This window comes from Micromonospora sp. DT48 (assembly GCF_049844495.1).
GTDB lineage: Bacteria > Actinomycetota > Actinomycetes > Mycobacteriales > Micromonosporaceae > Micromonospora.
Map to the genome: position 1 here is coordinate 1 of NZ_JBNCLE010000004.1, position 22010 is coordinate 22010.

General features: G+C 71.5%; 17 protein-coding genes and 1 pseudogene. 6 read left to right on the top strand and 12 right to left on the bottom strand.

What is annotated here, in order from left to right:
• Positions 1-114 precede the first annotated feature (114 nt).
• The 3 genes from ACLQ2S_RS00705 to ACLQ2S_RS00715 all read right to left on the bottom strand — a co-directional run bounded on the left by ACLQ2S_RS00705 (position 115) and on the right by ACLQ2S_RS00715 (position 3422).
• Complete coding sequence (locus ACLQ2S_RS00705) at positions 115-1059, bottom strand: CDP-alcohol phosphatidyltransferase family protein (RefSeq protein ID WP_155214894.1); 945 nt, start codon at positions 1057-1059, stop codon at positions 115-117.
• Between the two features lie 363 nt (positions 1060-1422).
• Positions 1423-2328, bottom strand: a complete 906-nt coding sequence (locus ACLQ2S_RS00710; protein ID WP_425700915.1) for an NUDIX hydrolase — start codon at positions 2326-2328, stop codon at positions 1423-1425.
• A 146-nt stretch (positions 2329-2474) separates the two neighbouring features.
• Positions 2475-3422 carry an NUDIX hydrolase gene (locus ACLQ2S_RS00715; protein WP_309222514.1) on the bottom strand — a complete coding sequence of 316 codons (948 nt, stop codon included), beginning with the start codon at positions 3420-3422 and terminating at the stop codon, positions 2475-2477.
• Between the two features lie 144 nt (positions 3423-3566).
• Between ACLQ2S_RS00715 and ACLQ2S_RS00720 the strand changes: the two are divergent.
• Positions 3567-3938: pseudogene (locus ACLQ2S_RS00720) on the top strand (PspC domain-containing protein); the annotation flags it as partial.
• Between the two features lie 156 nt (positions 3939-4094).
• Here ACLQ2S_RS00720 and guaA read toward each other — a convergent pair.
• Positions 4095-5651 (bottom strand): glutamine-hydrolyzing GMP synthase, encoded by a 1557-nt coding sequence (gene guaA / locus ACLQ2S_RS00725; RefSeq protein WP_155214606.1) that lies wholly within the window; start codon positions 5649-5651, stop codon positions 4095-4097.
• A 145-nt stretch (positions 5652-5796) separates the two neighbouring features.
• Positions 5797-7470, bottom strand: a complete 1674-nt coding sequence (locus ACLQ2S_RS00730; protein WP_155214605.1) for an FAD-dependent oxidoreductase — start codon at positions 7468-7470, stop codon at positions 5797-5799.
• A 220-nt stretch (positions 7471-7690) separates the two neighbouring features.
• Here ACLQ2S_RS00730 and ACLQ2S_RS00735 point away from each other — a divergent pair, with 220 nt between their 5' ends.
• On the top strand, positions 7691-8803 hold the full coding sequence (locus tag ACLQ2S_RS00735) for an LCP family protein (protein WP_155214604.1): 1113 nt from the start codon (positions 7691-7693) through the stop codon (positions 8801-8803).
• Between the two features lie 44 nt (positions 8804-8847).
• On the opposite strand, the gene ACLQ2S_RS00740 is transcribed toward ACLQ2S_RS00735, so the two are convergent.
• The 3 genes from ACLQ2S_RS00740 to guaB form a co-directional block, all read right to left on the bottom strand.
• A complete protein-coding gene (locus ACLQ2S_RS00740; protein ID WP_375335276.1) occupies positions 8848-10278 on the bottom strand; it encodes a M1 family metallopeptidase in 1431 nt (476 codons plus the stop codon).
• Between the two features lie 116 nt (positions 10279-10394).
• Entirely contained in the window at positions 10395-11513 is a 1119-nt protein-coding gene (locus ACLQ2S_RS00745; RefSeq protein WP_155214603.1) for a GuaB3 family IMP dehydrogenase-related protein, read from the bottom strand.
• 36 nt (positions 11514-11549) lie between these two features.
• Positions 11550-13112: an IMP dehydrogenase gene (gene guaB / locus ACLQ2S_RS00750; protein ID WP_309222513.1), complete on the bottom strand. Its 1563-nt coding sequence runs from the start codon at positions 13110-13112 to the stop codon at positions 11550-11552.
• A gap of 196 nt (positions 13113-13308) precedes the next feature.
• Here guaB and ACLQ2S_RS00755 point away from each other — a divergent pair, with 196 nt between their 5' ends.
• Positions 13309-13716 (top strand): DUF5319 domain-containing protein, encoded by a 408-nt coding sequence (locus ACLQ2S_RS00755; RefSeq protein ID WP_425700916.1) that lies wholly within the window; start codon positions 13309-13311, stop codon positions 13714-13716.
• A gap of 7 nt (positions 13717-13723) precedes the next feature.
• On the opposite strand, the gene ACLQ2S_RS00760 is transcribed toward ACLQ2S_RS00755, so the two are convergent.
• Positions 13724-14524 carry a helix-turn-helix transcriptional regulator gene (locus ACLQ2S_RS00760; protein WP_309222511.1) on the bottom strand — a complete coding sequence of 267 codons (801 nt, stop codon included), beginning with the start codon at positions 14522-14524 and terminating at the stop codon, positions 13724-13726.
• Positions 14525-14776: 252 nt separating this feature from the next.
• Here ACLQ2S_RS00760 and ACLQ2S_RS00765 point away from each other — a divergent pair, with 252 nt between their 5' ends.
• The gene (locus ACLQ2S_RS00765) at positions 14777-15160 is read left to right on the top strand and encodes a WhiB family transcriptional regulator (RefSeq protein ID WP_155214601.1); all 384 of its coding nucleotides are present in this window, start codon (positions 14777-14779) and stop codon (positions 15158-15160) included.
• A gap of 81 nt (positions 15161-15241) precedes the next feature.
• Here the strand turns inward: ACLQ2S_RS00765 and ACLQ2S_RS00770 are convergent, their stop codons facing one another.
• The 3 genes from ACLQ2S_RS00770 to groES all read right to left on the bottom strand — a co-directional run bounded on the left by ACLQ2S_RS00770 (position 15242) and on the right by groES (position 18988).
• Complete coding sequence (locus ACLQ2S_RS00770; RefSeq protein ID WP_425700917.1) at positions 15242-16837, bottom strand: molybdopterin-dependent oxidoreductase; 1596 nt, start codon at positions 16835-16837, stop codon at positions 15242-15244.
• A 116-nt stretch (positions 16838-16953) separates the two neighbouring features.
• Positions 16954-18603 carry a chaperonin GroEL gene (groL, locus tag ACLQ2S_RS00775; RefSeq protein ID WP_155214600.1) on the bottom strand — a complete coding sequence of 550 codons (1650 nt, stop codon included), beginning with the start codon at positions 18601-18603 and terminating at the stop codon, positions 16954-16956.
• A gap of 70 nt (positions 18604-18673) precedes the next feature.
• Positions 18674-18988, bottom strand: a complete 315-nt coding sequence (gene groES, locus ACLQ2S_RS00780; RefSeq protein ID WP_089155197.1) for a co-chaperone GroES — start codon at positions 18986-18988, stop codon at positions 18674-18676.
• A 371-nt stretch (positions 18989-19359) separates the two neighbouring features.
• On the opposite strand from groES, the gene ACLQ2S_RS00785 reads away from it, so the two are divergent.
• Complete coding sequence (locus ACLQ2S_RS00785) at positions 19360-20631, top strand: THUMP-like domain-containing protein (protein WP_425700918.1); 1272 nt, start codon at positions 19360-19362, stop codon at positions 20629-20631.
• Positions 20632-20860: 229 nt separating this feature from the next.
• On the top strand, positions 20861-21955 hold the full coding sequence (locus ACLQ2S_RS00790; RefSeq protein WP_155214598.1) for a sugar ABC transporter substrate-binding protein: 1095 nt from the start codon (positions 20861-20863) through the stop codon (positions 21953-21955).
• Positions 21956-22010 lie beyond the last annotated feature (55 nt).

A 22010-nucleotide genomic window follows, 5' to 3' on the forward strand; every position in this document is an offset into this window, starting at 1 on the left:
GGTGCGTCCCGGCCCCCGGGGTCCCCCCCCCCCCGCCCCCCCCCCGCCCCCCCCCTCCCAACCGGGGCGGGCGCCGCGTGCCCCCCCACGCCCCTTTTTCGGGCAACTACTGGATCAGGCGATGGTGCGGCGCTGCCGCAGCCAGAGCACCGGGCCGCTGATCAGGTAACCGACCACGACCAGCCCGAAGGTGAGCCGGATGTCGATCAGCGCACCGATCACCGGAGCGAGCCAGACCCACGGCGGCAGCTTCACCAGGCGGGCGAGCTTGGCGTACGGGAAACTGCTGACCATGGTGAAGGCGAGCAGCGCCACTCCGGCGATCTGCACCGCCCCCGGCACCGGCATGCCGATCACCACCATCAGGGCGAGCACGGCGGCGGCCATCGTGGTGGGCACCCCGGAGAAGAACCGGCCATCCGAGGGCGAGACGTTGAATCGCGCCAGGCGGATGGCGGCGCAGGCGGCGACGAGGGCGGCGGCCACCGCGGCGGCGGCGGTCGGCACGGAGCCGGCCAGCGACGCGTAGACCACCACGGGCGCGGCGAGCCCGAAGGAGCACATGTCGGCCAGCGAGTCCATCTGGGCGCCGAACGGGCTGGACACCCCGAGCTTGCGGGCCAACGCACCGTCGAGGCCGTCGAACGCCACACAGGCGATCAACAGGAACGCGGCGAGCCGCACCTCGCCCTGCATCGCGACGAAGATGGCGTTGATGCCGAGTAGCAGGCTGGCCAGGGTGCAGGCGTTGACCAGGGCGAACTTCATCCGCCGGGCCGGGGTGCGCTCACCCGGCAGAAGCGGAACCGGTGTCGCTGTTGTCGACTCGACCGGGGCTGTTGTGACGGGCGGGTCCACCGTGACCGGGCCGACCAGCGGGCTGATCGGGGCGATCGTCTCCATCCCCGTGCGGTGGAACCGCTTGAGGCCGTACCGACGACGCGGGCGGTCCTGATACCGGGGCTCGGGCAACACGTCGGTCGCACCGTGCAGTTCTGCACCTCGGCGGCCGACGCGGACCAGCAGGACCTGGCGGGCAAGGGTGCCGCTGCGGCGCAGCGGGCCCGTCCAGCTTCGCCCTGCGGGACGCGGGCTGTCAGTCGTACGACGCCGGCGCCATGGGGCTCTCGGCACGTTTCCTCCATCACCGGATCGGCTTACCGCCACGCGAGCGGGCGTCCGGCTGTCTCGTGCCGGACCTTCCTGGCCCGGCAGCCATTTTGCGGAGTACACCATCGCACAGGGGGGTGGGGAATGGCGATAGCTGCCGGCGGTACTTATAACTCCCTTAACCGTGCGAACCGCCGTCCAATTCCCATCCGGGACACCACCGCCCGTTTCTGCACCGGCCCTGCCTCGACTGTACCGGAGGGCACCCACACCGGCGCGGCGGCGAGATCACCCAGGAGCGGTGACCGTGGGTCACGTCGACGGCGTGAGGGCCAGCTCGGCGATCTCGGTCAACGGAAGTTCTCGCAGCTCAGAACGGGTGAACCAGGCAGCACGAGCGGTGGAACCGCCAGCCAGTTCGGTCACTGCCGGTTCGGTCGGTACGTCGACCCGCACCCGGTAGACGATCCGGACGCCGTGCCAGTCGATGGGGTACCCCTCCGGGCCCACCGCCGCCGGATTGTGCAGATTGTCCACCCCGATCAGCTCGGTCACCCGACCCAGTTGGCCGGACTCCTCGACCAGTTCCCGTAGCAGCGCGGTGACCGGCTGTTCACCGTGATCGGTGCCGCCACCGGGCAGGTGCCATCGGCCCGCCCCGGGGTACCCGTCGGCGATCAACGTCAGCAGCACCCGGCCGTCCGGATCGGTGACCACCCCGTACGCCCCGAACCGCTGCCGACGGTCGGCACCAGGGGTGGGGAACGGCTCCCGGCGACGCAGCGCCCCGGCCGGTAGCGCGACCACCGGCAGGCCGACGGCCTCGGCGGTGAACGCCAGCAGTGGCACTCGCGCCGCCTCGTCCAGGGTCAGCCAGCGGGCCCGGTCGATGCCGCCGTCATGCTCGGCGCGCAGCCTCCCACCCACCGCCGTCACGTCGAACAGCACTCGATCCGTGTGCAGCGCGACCCCGAGGTCCGGGTACGGCACCACGTCCGCGACGACCGCCCGCAGCCCGGTCACCTCGACCGTCAGCCCGGTCGTCTCGGTGACCTGACGGACCACCGCGTGCGCGGGATGTTCGGCATGGTCCAGTTCGCCCCCGGGCAACGACCAGACGCCGGGGAAGTCCGCCAGCGCGGATCCGCGCACCAGCAGCACCCGTCGCTCGGCGTCCCGCAGCACCCCGTACGCCCCGACCTGCCGCACCTGCTCCACCCGTCCCCACCCGCCCTACCCGGCTCGCGTCCGCCCCGCCCGCTCGGCTCGCGTCGATCAGGAAGCTATCGCCGTTCGCGTGGCGTGTCCCGACATTAACTTCATGATCAGCCGGTGCGGGCGGGTGAGTGAGGGTGGACGGCCGGTCAGGTGAGGTTGGCGGCCTGGACGGCCTCGGCGGTCACCTCGGTAAGGCGGTCGGAGGGCAGGGCGCCGAGTTCCTCGCGGGCGAACCAGCGGGCCTCGCAGGTGGAACCGCCGACGTCGCCGACGGTGGGCGGGGCGGGCTTGTCCACCACCACCCGGTAGAAGGCGCGTACCCCGTGCCAGTCGATCGGGTAGCCCTCCGGTCCGAGCGAGGCGGCGTCCCGGTGACTGGCGACCCCGAGCAGCCCGACGAGCCGCCCGGTCTGCCCGGTCTCCTCGACCAGCTCCCGGATCAGCGCCGCGCCCGGCTGCTCGCCGTAGTCGGTGCCGCCCCCGGGCAGGTGCCAGCAGCCCGCCCCCGGGTAGCCGTCGGAAACCCGGGTCAACAGCACCCGCCCCTCCGGGTCGGTCACCACGGCGTACGCGGCGAAGCGCTGCGCCCGGTGCAGCCCGTCCGGGCCGGGCACCGCGTAGAACGAGGGAAACTCCGGCGGTTCGTCGGGCACGATGTCGGCCGACGAAGCGGGCAACCCGAGAGCGCGGGCGGTGAACGAACGCAGCGGCAACTGCGCCGCCTCGTCCCGGGTGAACCAGCGGGCCAGGTCGGTCGGCCGGTCGACCCGGTCGGTGAGCGAGCCACCCCGGACCGACACCCGGTAGACCAGCCGGTCGGTGTGGATGGTGATGCCCCGCTCGGGCAGTGCCCGCATGTCGGCCAGCACGTCGTGCAGGCTGGCGACGGCCACCGACAGGCCGGTCTCGGCGGCGGTCTCGCGGACGACGGTGTGCTGCGGGTCTTCGCCGTGGTCGACTGCCCCGCCGGGCAGGGACCATGTGCCGGGGGTGCCGGAGCGCTCCGATGCGCGGACCAGCAACACTCGGTCTACGGAATCAGTACAGACGGCGTATGCCGCGATCCTGCGCAGCGGCTCCAGCATGGTGGTCACGGAGCCAAATTCTCCCCGCCACCCGTTACCGGCGCGGAAAAGAGTCGGATTCCTGACTGATCACTCGTCCCTGAGAGGCAGTTCAGGGTAGGGATCCGGGCGGTCACCGAGGTCGATACGCTCCGCGACGGGCACCGTGGAGTCATGACCTCCACACCTCACGCTCCGTATCGACAACTGCGCCGTCCGACCACCGACCGGATGATCGCCGGGGTGGCCAGCGGCGTCGGCCGCTACTTCGCCGTCGACCCCACCCTGGTCCGAGTCGCATTCGCCGTCGTCACACTGCTCACCGGTGGGCTCGCCGCGCTCGCGTACCCGATCATGTGGTTCCTGATGCCCGAGGAGCCGGCTGGCGCACCCGCCTGGCCGCACCCGGCACCCGGCGCACCACACGGACCCACCACCCCGCCGCACGGACCCGTCGGGACGCCGCCGCAGCCGGCCGCCGCGCCGCACCCCGCCTGGCCGTTCCCCGGGCCGGTGCCGCACGCCGGGCCGCAGCCCGCTCCGGCACCTACCACCTGGCCGCCGACGGCCACGCCGCCCACTCAACCGCAGCGGGCGCCCGACGCCACGTCGGAGGCCGAGACGACGCCGGAACCGGCGCCCCGCTCGACGCCTCAGCCGCCCGCGTGAGACACCGTCAACCGGCGTCGGCGAGGTGCCGCGTCACTCCCATTCGATGGTGCCCGGCGGCTTGCTGGTGACGTCCAGCACCACCCGATTCACCTCGGCCACCTCGTTGGTGATCCGGGTGGAGATCCGGGCGATCACGTCGTAGGGCAGGCGGGACCAGTCGGCGGTCATCGCGTCCTCGCTGGAGACCGGGCGCAGCACCACGGGATGCCCGTAGCTGCGCCCGTCACCCTGCACGCCGACGCTGCGCACGTCGGCCAGGAGCACCACCGGGAACTGCCAGACGTCCCGGTCGAGACCGGCGGCGCTGAGTTCCTGACGCGCGATGAAGTCGGCTCGACGGAGCACATCGAGGCGCTCCCGATCGACCGCTCCGATGATCCGGATGGCCAGGCCGGGGCCCGGGAACGGGTGCCGCCAGACCATCGCCTCGGGCAGCCCGAGCTGGAGGCCGAGCGTACGGACCTCGTCCTTGAACAGCGTGCGCAGCGGCTCGACCAGGGCGAACTTCAAGTCCTCCGGCAACCCGCCGACGTTGTGGTGGCTCTTGATGTTCGCGGTTCCGGTGCCGCCGCCGGACTCGACCACATCCGGGTAGAGGGTGCCCTGCACCAGGAACTCGACGTCGCCGTGCGAGGCGATCTCCCGGGCGGCGGCCTCGAAGACCCGGATGAACTCCCGACCGATGATCTTGCGCTTCTGCTCGGGGTCGGTCACCCCGGCCAGCGCGCCGAGGAACCGGTCCGCGGCGTCGACCACCTTCAGCTTGATGCCGGTGGCCGCGACGTAGTCCTTCTCCACCTGCTCGGCCTCACCCGCGCGCAGCAGGCCGTGGTCCACGAAGACACAGGTGAGCTGGTCACCGACGGCCCGGTGGACCAGGGCTGCGGCGACCGCCGAGTCCACCCCGCCGCTGAGGCCGCAGATGACCTCCTTGTCGCCGACCTGCGCACGGATGCGGGCCACCTGCTCGTCGATGATGTTCTCGGGCGTCCAGGTGGGCTCGATCCCGGCGATCTCGTAGAGAAAGCGGGTCAGCATCTCCTGCCCGTGCGCGGTGTGCCCCACCTCGGGGTGGAACTGCACGCCGGCCCGCCGCCCGGCCACGTCCTCGAAGGCGGCGACCGGCGCGCCGGCCGACTCGGCGGTCACCGTGAAACCCTCGGGAGCCTCGGTCACGCAGTCCCCGTGGCTCATCCAGACCGGCAGGTCGGCTGGCAGGTCACGGAGCAGCACACCCGGGTCGGTCAGGCGGGGGCGCAGCGGCGTCCCGCCGTACTCGCGGCTGCCGGTGCGCGCCACCGTGCCACCGAGGGAGCGGGCCATCGCCTGGAATCCGTAGCAGATGCCGAAGACCGGCACGCCGGTGGTGAACAGCCCGTCGTCGACCTGCGGAGCGCCCGGCTCGTAGACGCTGGCCGGACCGCCGGAGAGGATGATCGCGGCGGGGTCACGGGCCAGCATCTCGGCCACGGGCATGGTGTGCGGGACGATCTCGGAGTAGACCTTGGCCTCGCGTACCCGGCGCGCGATCAGCTGGGCGTACTGGGCTCCGAAGTCGACCACGAGGACTGGACGCGGCAGGCTCATAGCCGGCAATCCTACCGAGCGTGACCGCGCCTCCCCCGCCTACCGCCCCTTCCCCGGCGTCAGGCACGCCGAGTCACCCGACCCTCGATCGTGACGGCTGTTCCACGGGTGCCACCGAGAGCTGCGCGCGGGGCGAGGACGCCGATCAGGGGTGGGAGACGGCGGGGTTGCGGGGCGGCACGGGGGCCAACCGGCGGTACGGGGCACCGAGCTCGGGGCGGGGGTCGGGGTCGCCCTTGTTGGGCCAGAGCGACATGGCGCGTTCGGCCTGGGCGGTGATGGTCAGGGACGGGTTGACGCCGAGATTGGCCGAGACCGCGGCACCGTCGACCACGTGCAACCCCGGATGTCCGTAGACCCGGTGGTACGGGTCGATCACCCCGTCAGCGGGGCTGGCACCAATCACCGCCCCGCCGAGGATGTGCGCGGTCACCGGGATGTCGAACGGTTCGGTCAGCGCGCCGCCCGGCGTACCGTCGATCTCCTCGGCGAGCAGCCGGACCGCCTCGTTGCCCGCTGGGATCCAGGCCGGGTTGGGGGTGCCGTGACCCGGCCCGGAGACGAGCCGGCGGCCGAGCGGACCGCGCCGCAGCCGGATGGTCAGCGAGTTGTCCGCCGACTGCATGACCAGGGCGATCACCGTACGCTCCGACCAGCGGCGCACCGAGAGCATCCGGGCGGCCGACCAGGGATGCCGGAGCAACTGCCCGAGCCAACGACGCGACCGGTGCGGCCCACCGTCGACCAGCAGCGACTGGAGCAGCCCCATCGCGTTCGAGCCCCGGCCGTAGCGGACCGGCTCGATGTGGGTCTGCGGATCGGGGTGGAACGAGCTGGTGATGGCGACCCCTTCGGTGAAGTCCACGCCACGCGCACGGGCCTTCCGCTGCGCCACCGAGGCACCGAGGATCGCCTCCGAGTTCGTCCGGGTCAGCTCACCGAGCCGGGGCGATAGGCCGGGCAGGTCGCCCCGTTCCCGCATCTCGTGCAGCAGCCGCTGGGTGCCCAGCGCACCGGCGGCGAACACCACCTGACCTGCGTGGATCACCTGCGGTCGGCGCCGCAGCCAGGCACCGGTGCGTTCGGTGTGCACCTGGTACCCGCCGTCGACCGGCCGGACCGCGGTCACCGTGGTCAGCGGATGCACCTGGACGCCGAGCCGCTCGGCCAACCAGAGATAGTTCTTGACCAGGGTGTTCTTCGCTCCGACCCGGCAGCCGGTCATGCAGCCGCCGCAGTGGGTGCAGCCGGTGCGCTCCGGGCCCGCCCCACCGAAGTACGGGTCGGCGACCCGCTCCCCCGGCCGCCCGAGGTGCACGGCGACCGGGGTGGGGCGGAAGGTGTGCCCCACGCCCATCCGCTCGGCGACCCGCCGCATCGCCCGGTCGGCCCCGGTGTCGATCGGATACGTGGTCACCCCGAGCATCCGTTTCGCCTGGTCGTAGTGGGGGGCCAGTTCGGCTCGCCAGTCGGTGAGGTGCCGCCACTGCGGATCGTCGTAGAAGGCGTCCAGGGGTTCGTAGAGGGTGTTGGCGTACACCAGCGAGCCACCTCCGACACCGGCACCGGACAGCACCAGCACCCCGCCGCCGGCCCGCCGGTCGGCGGCGGGGAGCAGGGTGATGCGCTGGAGGCCGAAGCAGCCCAGTTTCGGCGCCCACAGGAAGCGGCGCATCCGCCACGACGTCTTCGGGAACTCGTCGTCGGCGAACCGCCGGCCCGCCTCCAGTACGCCCACCGAGTAGCCCTTCTCGGCCAGCCGCAACGCGGTGACGCTGCCGCCGAAACCCGACCCGATGACCACCACGTCGTACCGCATGCACGCATCATTACTCGCGAGTAGCCCTCGCGCCAGGGCCCGAATTCGCGCGATCATGCTGCGCACCGCGTCAGTTTCGCCCGACCGGGGACGCAACCCCGAGCCCGGCTCGGCGCGTTGGACCGGTATTGACCCAGGGCGGGTGTCGACGTCCCCGGCGAGCCGAGCGGAACCGCTCGTCGGCCGGGCACTTCCGACCGACGCCCGAGGAAAGCGGGGGATGATGTTCGGAGGAGACCGGAGACGGTTGACGCTGGTGCTGGCCGGTCTGGCCACGATCGCGGTGATCGCGGTGATCGGTGTGGTGGTGACCCGTACGGTCGGCGACGAGCCGCCGACGCCGACCGCCGCCACCGCGAGTCCCAGCGCGTCGCCCAGCGCCAGTGCCAGCCCGAGCCCCAGCCCGCCGCCCGGGGCCGACATCACCGGCCCGCTCAACCTGCTGCTGGTCGGGGTGGACACCCGGGTCAGCGTGCCCGGTTGGGAGCCGCACGCCGACGCCGTACTCGTGCTGCACGTGCCGGCCGGGTTGTCCAAGGCGTACCTCTTCTCCCTCCCCCGCGACCTGGTGGTGGAGATCCCGGCGTACAAGCCGGCCGGCTACCGGGGCGGACGCACCAAGCTCACCCATGCGATGAGCTACGGCAGCCGGGTGCCGGGCCGTCCCAAGCAGCCCGACCCCGCCCAGGGGTACGAGCTGCTGCGCCGCACGGTCAGCGACTACACCGGCCTGCGCATCGACGCGGGCGCGGTGCTCACCTTCGGCGGCTTCGACGAGTTGGTCGACAGTCTCGGCGGCGTGGACATCCACGTCGACCAGCGGGTGGTGTCTCGGCACCGGCAACCCGACGGCAAGCACCGGAAGCCGGGTCCGGGCGTCGGCGGCTACGTCGGCCCGCAGATGGTCTACGAGCCCGGCAAGCAGCACCTCAACGGCTGGCAGGCGCTCGACTACGCCCGCCAGCGTTACCTGCCCGGCGGTGACTACACCCGGCAACGTCACCACCAGCAACTGATCCGGGCACTGATCGGCAAGATCATGGACCAGGACCTGGCCCGGCAACCCGAGCGGGTCGAACAGGTGGTCGCCGCGCTCGGCGACGCACTGCTCTACGTCGGTGGACGGCGAATCGTGGACTTCGCGTACGCCCTCGGTACGTTGTCGCCGCAGGCGATCACGCTGGTCGGGCTGCCCGGTGCCTCGGTCGGCCGGGGTAACGCCTACCGGGGCGAGGAACTGACCTCGGTGGGTCGCCGATTCCTCACCGAACTGCGGGCCGGCAAGGCCGACGCCTACCTGGCGGAGCATCCGAAGCTCACCGTGCCGAGTTGACCGCTGCCCCCGGTGGGCTCCGGACCCGTCGGCGGTGCCGCCGGTCAGGGCAGGCCGGGCGCGGTGGTGCCGCTCAGCCAGGTGTCGAAGAAGGAGCCCAGCTCACGCCCGGACGTCCGTTCGGCCAGGGCGACGAAGTCGGCGGTGGTGGCGGTGCCGTCGCGCCGCTCGCTGGTCCACGCCCGCAGGATCTCGAAGAAGGTGTCGTCACCGACGGTACGCCGCAGGGCGTGCACGGTCAGCGCCCCGCGCTTGTAGACGGCGGAGCTGAACAGCTGGTCGGGGCCGGGATCCAGGGTGCGCCGGGACCAGTTCGTCGACGCGTACTGGATCTCGAAGTTGCGCTGGACGCTGCGCCCGCCGTCGTGCTCCTCCCACAGCCACTCGGCGTAGCTGGCGAAACCCTCGTTGAGCCACATGTCGCTCCAGCGGGCCAGCGCCACACTGTTGCCGAACCACTGGTGGGCCAGCTCGTGGGCGACCACGTGGTAGTTCGGTTCGCCACTACGGAAGAAACCCGGCCCGTAGACCGGTCGGGACTGGGTCTCCAGCGCGTACCCGATCCGGCTGTCGGAGACCACCACGCCGCCGTACGACTCGAAGGGGTACGGCCCGAACTGGCTGGTCAAGAAGTCGGCGATCTCGCCGGTGCGGGCGAGAGAGGCCGCCGCCGGCCCGCTCGCCGGAAGACCGTCGGGTACGGCGGTGACCATCGGCTTACCGGCGTGCTCGCCGGTCTCGACCCGATAGTCGCCGATCACCAACGTGGTCAGGTAGCTCGCCATCGGTGAACGCTCGGTCCACCGCCAGGTGGTCCAGCCGTCGGCGCTGGTCCGCTCCCCCGGTACCCCGTTGCTGAGCGCGGCCAGCCCGTCCGGCACGGTCACCTCAAGGTCGTACGTGGCCTTGTCGGACGGATGGTCGTTGACCGGGAACCAGGTGGCCGCCGAGTGCGGCTGGCCCAGGGCGATCGCGCCGTCGTCGGTGTGCTGGAACCCACCGCTGCCCAACACGCCGTCGGCATCCGGCTGGGGCACGCCGCCGTAGGCGACCTCCACCATGAATCGGCTTCCGGAGTCGATCCCCCGGGACGGGGTGACCACCAGTTCGCTGTCCTCCCGGCGGTGCTCGGCCGGGGCACCGTTCACGGTCACCGAGCTGACCGTCAACCCGGACAGGTCCAGGTTGAATCGCGACAGGCCGTGGGTCGCGGTCGCGGTGATCTCGGCCCGGCCGGTGAGCTGGTCGTCCGCCGGGTCGTACCGCACCCCGAGTCGGTAGTGGGCGACGTCGTACCCGCCGTTGCCGCTGCCCGGCACGTACGGGTCGCCGAGGTCGGCGCTACCGGCCCGGAATCCACCCCGATCCGCCGGCTTGCGGTCGCCGACGTCGTAGACCAGCACGATCGACGCGAGCACGGCAACGACCACTGCCGCCGCACCGGCCACCCACCACCCGCCAGACCTGCTGTTCACCAGCCCGAGCCTACTGCCGCAGCTCCGTCGATCATGGAGCTGCGGCACGTGTCGGATCGGGCATCACCGGTGTCGACCGGGTGCCGCTCCTGGGTGAACGACGCGGCGCTGCTGTCTCAGCGGTCCAGGACCAGACCGACCTTCTGGAACTCCTTCAGGTCGCGGTAGCCGCACTTGGCCATCGCGCGGCGCAGACCGCCGAAGAGGTTCAGCTGGCCGTCCGGCTCGTCGGCAGGGCCGAAGAGCAGACGCTCCATCGAGCCGAGCGGCTCACCGGCGGTCTCGAAGGCGCCCCGGGGCAGCGACGGGTGGCTGGCCGCCGAATGCCACCAGGCTCCACTGGCCGGTGCCTCCTCGCACAGCGACAACGGCTCGCCGAGCATCACCGCGTCCGCGCCGCAGCCGAGCGCCTTGGCGATGTCGCCGGAGGTGCGGATGTCACCGTCGGCGATGAGGTGCACGTACCGCCCGCCGGTCTCGTCGAGGTAGTCCCGCCGGGCGGCGGCGGCGTCGGCGATCGCGGTGGCCATCGGCACCCGGATGCCGAGCACCGACTCGGTGGTGGACCACTCGTCCCCGCCGATGCCGATGATCACGCCGGCCGCACCGGTACGCATCAGGTGCAGGGCGGTCTTGTAGTCGGTGCAGCCGCCGACGATGACCGGGAGGTCGAGATCGGCGATGAACTCCTTGAGGTTGAGCGGCTCGTCGGTGGTCGAGACGTGCTCGGCGGAGACGATGGTGCCCTGGATGACCAGGATGTCGACGCCCGCGTCGAGGATGACCGGGGCCAACGCCAGCGTGTGCTGCGGGGAGACGCGCACCGCCACCGTGCCGCCACCGTCACGCAGCTCACGAACCCGCTCGGTGATCAGATCGGGCCGGATCGGCTCGGCGTACACCTCCTGGAGCCGCTTGGTGGCGCGGGCGTCCTCGTCGAGGGCGCCGAGTTCCTTCAGCACCTTGCTCGGGTTCTCGTAGCGGGTCCACAGCCCTTCGACGTTGAGCACGCCGAGCCCGCCGAGCTGACCGAGCCGCACGGCCGAGGCCGGGCTCATCGTCGCGTCGGAGGGGTGCCCGACACAGGGGATGCCGAACTGGTACGCGTCGAGCTGCCACCCGGTGGAGACGTCGTCGACGTCCCTGGTCCGACGGGACGGCACGATGGCGATGTCGTCCAGGTGGTAGCCGCGCTGCGCGGTCTTACCCAGCCCGATCTCGACCACGTCACGCATGGGCACTCCAGATGTGTTCGGGGGTGGTGGGAGGGGTCAGCGGGTGTGGTAGTTCGGCGCTTCGACGGTCATCTGGATGTCGTGCGGGTGGCTCTCCTTGAGCCCGGCCGCGGTGATCCGGATGAGCTGACCCCGCTGGTGCAGCTCGGGGATGTTCTCCGCGCCCGCGTACCCCATCGCCAGCCGCAGGCCACCGACCAGTTGGTGGGCGACCCGGGCCAGCGGCCCACGGTACGGCACCTGACCCTCGACGCCCTCCGGGACCAGCTTCTCGTCGCTGGTCACGTCCTGCTGGAAGTAGCGGTCCTTGGAGTACGACTTGGCCTGGCCACGGGACTGCATGGCACCGAGCGAGCCCATGCCGCGGTACGTCTTGAACTGCTTGCCGTTGACGAAGATCAACTCGCCGGGGCTCTCCTCGCAGCCGGCCAGCAGGCTGCCGAGCATCACCGTGTCCGCGCCGGCGACCAGCGCCTTGGCGATGTCGCCGGAGTACTGGATGCCGCCGTCACCGATGACCGGCACCCCGGCCGGTCGGGCCGCCCGAGCAGCCTCCATGATCGCCGTGATCTGCGGCACGCCGACACCGGCCACGATCCGGGTGGTGCAGATCGCCCCCGGCCCGACACCGACCTTCACGCCGTCGGCTCCGGCGTCGACCAGCGCCTTGGCTCCGGCGTAGGTCGCCACGTTGCCGCCGACGATGTCCACGGCGACGTCCTTCTTGAGCCGGCTGACCATCTCCAGCACCGCACGCTGGTGCCCGTGGGCGGTGTCCACGATGATGACGTCGACGCCCGCGTCGACCAGGGCACGGGCCCGCTTGTACGCGTCGTCGCCGACACCGATGGCCGCCGCCACCCGCAGCCGCCCCGCCTCGTCCTTGGTGGAACTCGGGTACTGCTCGCTCTTGGTGAAGTCCTTGACCGTGATCAGGCCACGCAGCTTGCCGGAGCCGTCGACGATCGGCAGCTTCTCGACCTTGTGCTGGCGCAGCAGGCCGAGCGCATCGTCCTTGCTCACCCCGACCGGGGCCGTCACCAGCGGCGCCTTGGTCATGATCTCGCGGACCGGCAGGTCCGGGTCGGAGACGAAGCGCATGTCCCGGTTGGTGACGATGCCCACCAACTGCCCCTGGCCGTCCACCACCGGCACCCCGGAGATGCGGTAGCGCCCGCAGAGCTGGTCGACCTCCCGCAGGGTGTCGTCCGGGCTCGCCGTCACCGGATTGGTGATCATGCCGGACTCGGAACGCTTGACCAGGTCGACCTGGAGTGCCTGGTCCTCCACCGAGAGATTGCGGTGCAGCACGCCGATGCCGCCCTGCCGGGCCATCGCGATCGCCATCCGGGCCTCGGTGACCGTGTCCATCGCGCTGGACAGCAGCGGAATGGAGAGCGAGACGTTGCGGGTCAGCCGGGTGATGGTGTTCACCCGGCTCGGCACCACGTCGGACTCCCCCGGCTGGAGCAGCACGTCGTCGAAGGTCAGCCCCAGCGGCACCACCCTCGCCGAACCGGCGGGCAGCTCGGGCAGATGACCGCCCAGCTCGCCGCCCTCGATGCCGGCAGAAAGGTCGGTACGGGGCGAATTCTCCACGATTGCTCTCCTGAGCTGCTCGAACCGGGCTTCAGTGAGGTGGCACGGGGGGCACCGGCGATCGCCGGGCGAAGGGTGCGTCAGCCTCATCGTACCCACTGAAGGTTTCTCCACCCGAACCGCGCGGCACCCCCGGTGACGGCTCGCGCAACCGGGGGACAGGCGTCGACCGGGGGCAGGGGACTACGGTGAGGGGGTGCACGACGATCCCATCGACCCGTTCACCGGCGACCCGACCGACCCGGCGGCCGACCTGGACGCCTCCGGCGGCGACGCGCCGCTGGACCCACTGACCGACGTCGAGCGCCAGGACGTGCTGGAGGATCTCGCCGACCTGGAGATCTACCAGGCGCTGCTCGCACCGATCGGCGTACGCGGGCTCGTCATCGAGTGTGAGGACTGTCGGGAGCCGCACTACTTCGACTGGGACCTGCTCCGGGGCAACCTGCGGCACCTGCTCAGTTCCGGGCGGCCCCGGGTGCACGAGCCGGCCTACGACCCCGACCCCGACCACTACGTCACCTGGGACTACGCGCGCGGCTACGCCGACGGCGTGCACGACACCCTCAGCGAGGGCACCGAGGAGGAGAACGCCGAAGGCTGAGCCCGGCTCAGGCGACCAGCCCGGCCCGGAAGCCGGCGGCCACCGCGTGCGCCCGGTCCCGGGCACCGAGCTTGCGGAACAGCCGCCGAGCGTGGGTCTTCACGGTGTCCTCGGAGACGAAGAGTTCCCGGCCGATCTCGGCGTTGCTCTTGCCCTCGGCCATGCCGAGCAGCACCTGCAACTCCCGCTCGGTGAGGCCGATGGTGGACCGGTCGGGCCGCGCCGGTGTCGTCGGCGCGTCCGGCTCGACCTCGGCACCCGGCTCGGCCGGGTCGTCGCCGCGCTGCGCGGGCACCACCGCCGGCCCACCGGCCGCGTCGGTCGCCGACCAGGCGGTCGGCGGCTCGCCCCCGGTGCGTCCCCCGGGCGTGGGCCGGGTCGGGCTGCCCACCGCCGCCGCGTCCCGCGCGGGGTCGGCGATCCGGTGCCGGTTGGCCCGGCCCGGCGCGGCCAGCAGTAACAGCGCCTTGGCGACGGCACTGGTCAAGTCCTGGTCGACCCCTTGGATCAGCCCGCGGGCACCGGCGCCGATGGTCGCTGCCGCCGCCTCGGACTCCTCGGCACCGAGCAGCAGGACGGCGGCCTGCGGAGCACGGGCCAGCACCCGGCGGACGAACCCGGCGCTGTCGGGGCGGGTGAGCGCCGTGTCGGCGAGCACCACGTCGGCCGGGCGTTCGGCCAGCCGCAGCATCACCTCGGGATCAGAGACCGCCGTCCGGACGGCACCCGACAACCCCAACCGCGCTGCCGCGGAGGTCAGGTGCTGCGCCGCGAGCGGCGTTCGGACGCACACGAGAACGGTACGCACAGGCATCTCCTCTCCGGTGACGAGCAGACCATGACCGGCCTCGGTCGGGGGGAAGTTCCGGGCAATCCTCCCAACTTTTCCGACATCCAGGGCATATGGCGCAAGCTGCCACGTGTTTTGGATCTAAAGAGGTGTGAGGCGTGAGGCGCCCGGGTAGGGAGTTGCCGGGCCGGAACGGTGCGCCTGCGCGGCCCGCCGCCGGACAACCGGCAACGAGCGTCTCGCGGTGCCGCGCGAGAGGAGGGGGTGCTGATGTCGAACGTACGTAGACTGCCCGGGCCCATCATCGATCTTTGGGACTGGCAACGGCTCGGTGCCTGCCGGGGCCGTGACAGCGCCCAGTTCTTCCACCCTGACGGCGAGCGGGGCTCGTCCCGGCTGCGCCGGGAATCCGCCGCCAAGGCCGTCTGCCGTACCTGCCCGGTCCGCGCCGAGTGCGCCGCGCATGCCCTGGCCGTACGCGAGCCGTACGGCGTGTGGGGCGGCCTCAGCGAGTCCGAGCGGCTGCGGTTGCTCGCGCTCGGCTGGGAGGACCTCGCCGACCGCCGACAGACCCGGGTCGACATCAACAGGCTGGAGGCCAGGCTGGGTAACTCCCACCTGTCCACGGTGCCCAGTCAGCGCAACGTCGCCTGACCGACCGCACCGAGCGACGCCGCGCCCAGGATCCTGGGCGCGGCGTCGCTCGTTCGCCCATCGCCGCCTGGTGGCGGCGGTTCAGGTGACGGTGATCGTGACGGTGTGCCAGCCGGTGGCACCGTCCGGCGCGACACCGCGCGACTGGCCGGTCTGCGTCTCGCCGGTGCTGTCCGTCGCCCGGACCTGGAGGGTGTGCCTGCCCGGGGTGGCCTGCCATTGCCACGACCACTGCACCCAGGTGTCGACCGAGATCGTCGGGGCGAGTCGGGCCTCCTGCCAGGGTCCGTCGTCGACGCGTACCTCGACGCGATCGATGCCCCGGTGCTGCGCCCAGGCGACCCCGGCGACGGTCACCGGCCCGGCGGCCGGTCGGTTCCGCGGCCGGGGCGTGTCGATCCGCGACTGCGTCTTCACCGGCCCCTGCGCCGACCAGCCGCGAGGCACCCAGTACGCGTCGAAGTCGGCGAAACTGGTCAACTCCAGTTCGGTGATCCACTTGCACGCCGACACGTAGCCGTACAGGCCCGGCACCACCATCCGGGCCGGGAAACCGTGCCGCACGGGCAGCGGCTCACCGTTCATGCCGACGGCGAGCAGCGCGTCCCGCCCGTCGCGCAACACGGCGGTCGGGGTGCCACAGGTCCAACCGTCGACGGAACGCCCCACCACCTGGTCGGCTCCGTCCAACGGCTCCACCTCGTCGAGCAGTTCCCGCAGCGGCACGCCGAGCCAGCGCGCGTTGCCGATCAGGTCGCCGCCCACCTCGTTGGAGACACAGGCCAGCGTCACGTACCGCTCCACCAGGGGTCGGGCGAGCAGATCGGCGTAGCTCAGCGTGACCGGATGACGGACCCGGCCGTGGATGCGCAGCCGCCAGGTCTCCGGATCGACCTGCGGCAGCACCAAGGCGGTGTCGATTCGGTAGAAGCCCCGGTTCGACGTGACGTAGCTGGCCAACCCGGGCAGATCCAGGTCGGCGCCAGCCGGCACCGGCGGCGCGGCGGACACCGGGGCCGGCAACGTGATCGCCTCGCGGGCCGCCGACACCCCCTGACGACCGGCCAGCCACCGCCCGGCCACTCCCCCGACGGTGGCCACGCCGATCACGGTGCCGACACCGGTGAGGAAGCGTCGACGCGCGTCCGGGTCGACCCGCTGCCCGCGGCCGACCGGAGCCGGGGTGCCGTCGGCGGACACGGGCGGCTCGGCCACCGTCGGCGGGGCCCAGGGCCACGGGTCCAGTTCCAGCGGACCGGCGACGAACGCCCACAGCACGAGCCCACCGGCCGCCGCGCCGACCAGTGACGGCAGCACGTCTGCGACGTCCGCGCTGGCCCGGGTGAGGGCGGCTGCCGCGCCGACTCCGCCGAAGACGGCGATGCCCACCAGGCTCGCCATGAGTCGGCGCGCGGCCAGCATGCCCAGCAGGGCGGCGAACCCACCGAGCAGCAGCGCCGTGCCGACCAGCAGGGCGATCTTGTCGTACGTGCCGAAGACCTCGATGCCGAACCGCTTGACCGGCTCGGGGGCGATGTCCACGACGAGGCCGCCGACCGCGACCAACGGCGACGACCGGGGGCCGGTCAGGGCGGCGACCAGCTCGGCGGTGCCGATGGCCGCCGCAGCGGCGGCGACGCCGCCCAGCGCGGCGAACCGGGGTGTCGTGCTGCTCACCCGTCCAGTCTTTCCCACCGACCACGGCTGGGGTAGTAGCCGTGGTCTGCGTCTACGGACGCGTGGGGCGCACCGTCACGTCGACGGTGCGCCCCACGTCCGGCGTACGGCAGGGCTCAGAAGCCGGGGCCGTGCTGGTGGCTGTGACCGTGACCGTGCGAGTGGCCGTGGCCGCCCGCGGCGGGCTCCGGCTCGGCCGGCTTCTCCACCACCAGGCTCTCGGTGGTGAGCAGCAGACCGGCGATCGACGCGGCGTTGGTGACCGCGTTGCGGGTCACCTTGACCGGGTCGATGATGCCGGCCTTGGCCAGGTCGACGTAGTCGCCCACGGCGGCGTCGAGGCCGTGGCCCCACTCCTTCTCGCGGACCGTCTGCACCACCACGTAGCCGTCGTGGCCGGCGTTCTGGGCGATCCAGCGCAGCGGCTCGACCAGCGCCTTGCGCACGATCGACACGCCGACCTTCTCGTCACCGGTGAAGCCCAGGTCGTCGTCGAGCACCGGCAGGATCTGCGCCAGGGCGGCACCGCCGCCGGGCACCGTACCCTCCTCGACCGCAGCCTTGGTCGCCGCGATGGCGTCCTCGATGCGGTGCTTGCGCTCCTTCATCTCGACCTCGGTGGCCGCGCCGGCCTTGACCACCGCGATACCACCGGAGAGCTTGGCGAGCCGCTCGGCGAGCTTCTCCCGGTCCCACTCGGAGTCCGAGGCCTCGATCTCCTTGCGGATCTGGGCGACCCGGTCGGCCACCTCGCTGGCCTGGCCACCACCGTCGACGATGGTGGTGTTCTCCTTGTCGACCACGACGCGCCGGGCGCTGCCCAGCACCTCCAGGCCCACCTGGTCGAGCTTGTAGCCCAGCTCGGGGGCGACCAGCTCGGCCCCGGTCAGGATCGCCATGTCCTGGAGCATCGCCTTGCGGCGGTCACCGAAGCCGGGGGCCTTGACCGCGCAGACCTTGAGGGTCTTGCGGATGGCGTTGACCACCAGGGTGGACAGCGCCTGGCCCTCGACGTCCTCGGCGATGATGAGCAGCGGCTTGTTGTTCTGGAGGACCTTCTCCAGCAGCGGCAGCAGCTCCTCGATCGCGGAGATCTTCTGCGTGGTGATGAGGATGTACGCATCCTCCAGCACCGACTCCTGCGCCTCCGCGTCGGTGACGAAGTTCGGCGAGATGAAGCCCTTGTCGAACTGGAGACCCTCGGTGACGTCCAGCTCGGTCTGCAGCGCCGAGCCCTCCTCGACGGTGATCACACCGTCGCGGCCGACCTTCTCCATCGCCTCGGCGATCAGCTCGCCGATGGTGGCGTCCTGCGCGGAGATCGTCGCTACGTGGGCGACGGACTTCTTGTCGGAGACCTCGACGGCCTTGCCGAGCAGCGCCTCGGAGACCTTGGTGGCGGCGGCGTCGATGCCCCGCTTGAGTCCGGCCGGGTTGGCACCGGCCGCGACGTTGCGCAGGCCCTCGCGGACCATCGCCTGGGCGAGCACGGTCGCGGTGGTGGTCCCGTCACCGGCGACGTCGTTGGTCTTGGTCGCCACCTCCTTGACCAGCTGCGCACCGAGGTTCTCGTACGGGTTGGTGAGCTCGATCTCCTTGGCGATGGTCACGCCATCGTTGGTGATCGTCGGCGCACCGAATTTCTTGTCGAGGACGACGTTGCGCCCGCGCGGCCCGAGGGTGACCTTGACCGCGTCCGCGAGCGCGTTGACACCGTGCTCCAGCAGGTGCCGGGCGTCGTCCGAGAAGCTCAGGATCTTCGCCATGAATGTCCCTTCGAAGCGACGTTGCCCCGGCCCGGCGAGCCGGACCGGGGCAACGACACTGATCGGTTGCTTACTTCTCGATGACCGCGAGGACGTCGCGGGCGGAGAGCACCAGGTACTCCTCGCCGGCGTACTTGACCTCGGTGCCGCCGTACTTCGAGTAGAGAACGGTGTCGCCGACGGAGACGTCGATCGGCACGCGGTTGCCCTTGTCGTCGATCCGGCCCGGGCCGACAGCGAGGACGGTGCCCTCCTGCGGCTTCTCCTTGGCGGTGTCGGGGATCACGATGCCCGAGGCGGTGGTGGTCTCGGCCTCGTTCGCCTGGACCACGATGCGGTCCTCGAGCGGCTTGATCGCAACCTTGGTCGCGGTAGTCACGGGCATACCCTCCTGGGGTACTTGGTTTCGTTGCCGATCGGCATGCCGACCGGCGTCAATCTGCCACATGCCACCGGGCGGGGCCGTCGTCGCGGGTGCCGGTCCGCCTGGCGTTCAACCCCCGGACACCAGGGCCCGGAGGTTGGCACCCTCAGGGTGAGAGTGCTAATCGCAGGTTATTCCTCGGCTAGCACTCCGTCAAGGAGAGTGCCAATCCGGTGCCCCCTCGTGTCGCCGCTCGGGGCCCCACCGCATTCGATCGTCTGCACTCCGGTGACTCGGACGTCGGCGTGTCGGCTCACCCAGGTGCAGACGATCACGTCGCACACCGACGGGGCGGCTGCGTGGGTGGTCGGGTGGGGCGGAAGGATGGGTGGGTGGATCTGGAGCAGTTCGCCGCCTTGCGTACGCCGGAGGGGTCGGCCGCGCTCCACGCGGCGGCCCGGCTTGCCGGCGGCGATCCACTGACCGCGGCGGCGGCGCTGCGCTCGGCCGGGGTGCCCGCCGGGCTCGCGGCGACGGCGCTGACCCAGGCGGAGCTGCGCCGCCGAGCGGTGGGCAAGTTCGGGGAAGCGGCGACCGGCATGTTCTTCACCCGCCCGGGCCTGGAGCAGGCCACCCGGCAGGTCGTCGCGCGGCGACGCGCCGAGCGGCTGCGGGCCGCCGGGGTGAGCACTCTGGCCGATCTCGGCTGCGGGCTGGGGGCCGACGCGCTTGCCGCCGCCCGCGTCGGCATCCGGGTGTACGCGGTGGAGGCCGACCCGCTCACCGCCGCGCTGGCCGAGGAGAACGCCCGGGCCACCGGGCTGGCCGACCTGGTCACCGTCGAGTGCGGCGATGCGACCGCGTTCGACGTGACCCGGGTGGAGGCGGTCTTCTGCGACCCGGCCCGCCGCCGAACCGGCACCGGCCGCCGGATCTTCGACCCCAACTCGTACTCGCCGCCGTGGCACTTCGTGACCGGGCTGGCCGAGCGGGTGCCGCGCACGGTGGTGAAGGTCGCACCGGGGCTCGACCACGCGTTGATCCCGGCGGGCGCCGAGGCCGAGTGGGTCAGCGTCGACGGCGACCTGGTCGAGGCGGCCCTCTGGTGCGGCGAGCTCGCCGAAGTACCCCGCCGCGCGACCGTCCTGAAGGAAGGGCCCCTTCTTAACGCCTCCGGTATAGCAGGGGGCCCTTCCTATCACCTGGCCGGTGGCGGGACGCACCGCACCGACGGCAGCGCCCGAGCCGCGTACCAGCTCACCGGCGAGGGGGCGACCGAAGCGCCGGTGGGGCCGGTGCGGCGCTTCGTGTACGACCCGGATCCGGCGGTGGTCCGGGCGCATCTGGTGGCCGAGTTGGCCGCTGAACTGGGTGCCACCCTGGCCGATCCGACCATCGCCTACCTCTACGCCGACGCGGCGACGCCGACGCCGTACGCCCGCTGCTTGGAGGTGACCGACGTGCTGCCGTTCTCCCTCAAGCGGCTGCGGGCGTTGCTGCGGGAGCGGCGGGTCGGCCGGGTGGAGATCCTCAAACGGGGCTCCGCGGTGGAGCCCGAGCGGCTCCGGCGGGACCTGCGGTTGACCGGTGACCAGCCGGCCAGCCTGGTGCTCACCCGGGTGGACGCCGCGCCGACGGTCCTGGTCTGCCGTCCCGCTCACTGAACCAGCCGCCGGGCCGGTGCCGAATCACCGGATCGAGCACCGAGAGCGGAACGGACACCCCCTCACACGAACGGTAGTGGCGACGTATCGATCGCGTTGCTGAATTGTTACTGCCGACAACAAATTCGTGTCGGGCACACCCTTGTGCTGGCGTGTGACGCGGAATACGTTGCCGGGCACAACAAAACAAGCACCGACACCCATCCCCACCCTCGAAAGGACCCTGCACATGCGCAAGGGCTTCCTCGCCGTCGGCACCGTGGGCCTGCTGGCCCTCGGCAGCCTGACGGCCTGCGGCGACGAGTCCGGCGGCGACCGGGCCGGCTCCGACAAGACCCCGAAGATCGGCGTGATCCTGCCGGACAGCAAGTCCTCCGTCCGCTGGGAGACGGCCGACCGCAAGTTCCTTCAGGCCGCCTTCGAGGCCGCCGGGGTCAAGTACGACATCCAGAACGCGCAGGGCGACAAGACCCAGTTCCAGACCATCGCCGACCAGATGATCACGAGTGGCGTCACCGCGCTGATGATCGTCAACCTGGACTCCGGCACCGGCAAGGCGGTCCTCGACAAGGCCAAGTCGCAGGGCGTCGCCACCATCGACTACGACCGCCTCACCCTCGGCGGTTCGGCGGAGTACTACGTCAGCTTCGACAACGAGGCCGTCGGCAAGCTCCAGGGCGAGGGCCTGGTCAAGTGCCTGACCGACCAGAAGGTCGAGAAGCCGGTCGTGGCGTACCTGAACGGCTCGCCGACCGACAACAACGCCACCCTGTTCAAGAACGGCTACGACTCGGTCCTCAAGCCCAAGTTCGACGCCAACGAGTACGTCAAGGGCCCGGACCAGGACGTTCCCGACTGGGACAACGCCCAGGCCGCGACGATCTTCGAGCAGATGCTGACCCAGACCGGCGGCAAGATCGACGCCGTGCTCTCCGCCAACGACGGTCTCGGCAACGCCGCCATCTCGGTGCTGAAGAAGAACAAGCTCAACGGCAAGGTGCCGGTGACCGGCCAGGACGCCGACCCGCAGGCGTTGCAGAACATCCTCGCCGGTGACCAGTGCATGACCGTCTACAAGGCGGTCAAGCAGGAGGCCGACGCCGCCGCCGAGCTGGCCATCGCGCTGGCCAAGGGCGAGCGCAAGGAGACCGGCCAGACCGTCACGGACCCGGAGGGCAGCCGAGAGGTGCCGTCCGTCCTGCTCACCCCGCAGGCGATCTACAAGGAGAACGTCAAGGACGTCATCGCCGACGGTTACGTGACCAAGGAGCAGGTCTGCACCGGCGAGTTCGCGAAGCTCTGCGCCGACGCCGGCATCAGCTGACCGCCCCCCGCCTAGGCGACGCCGCCCGGCACGGTGACCCCGTGCCGGGCGGCGT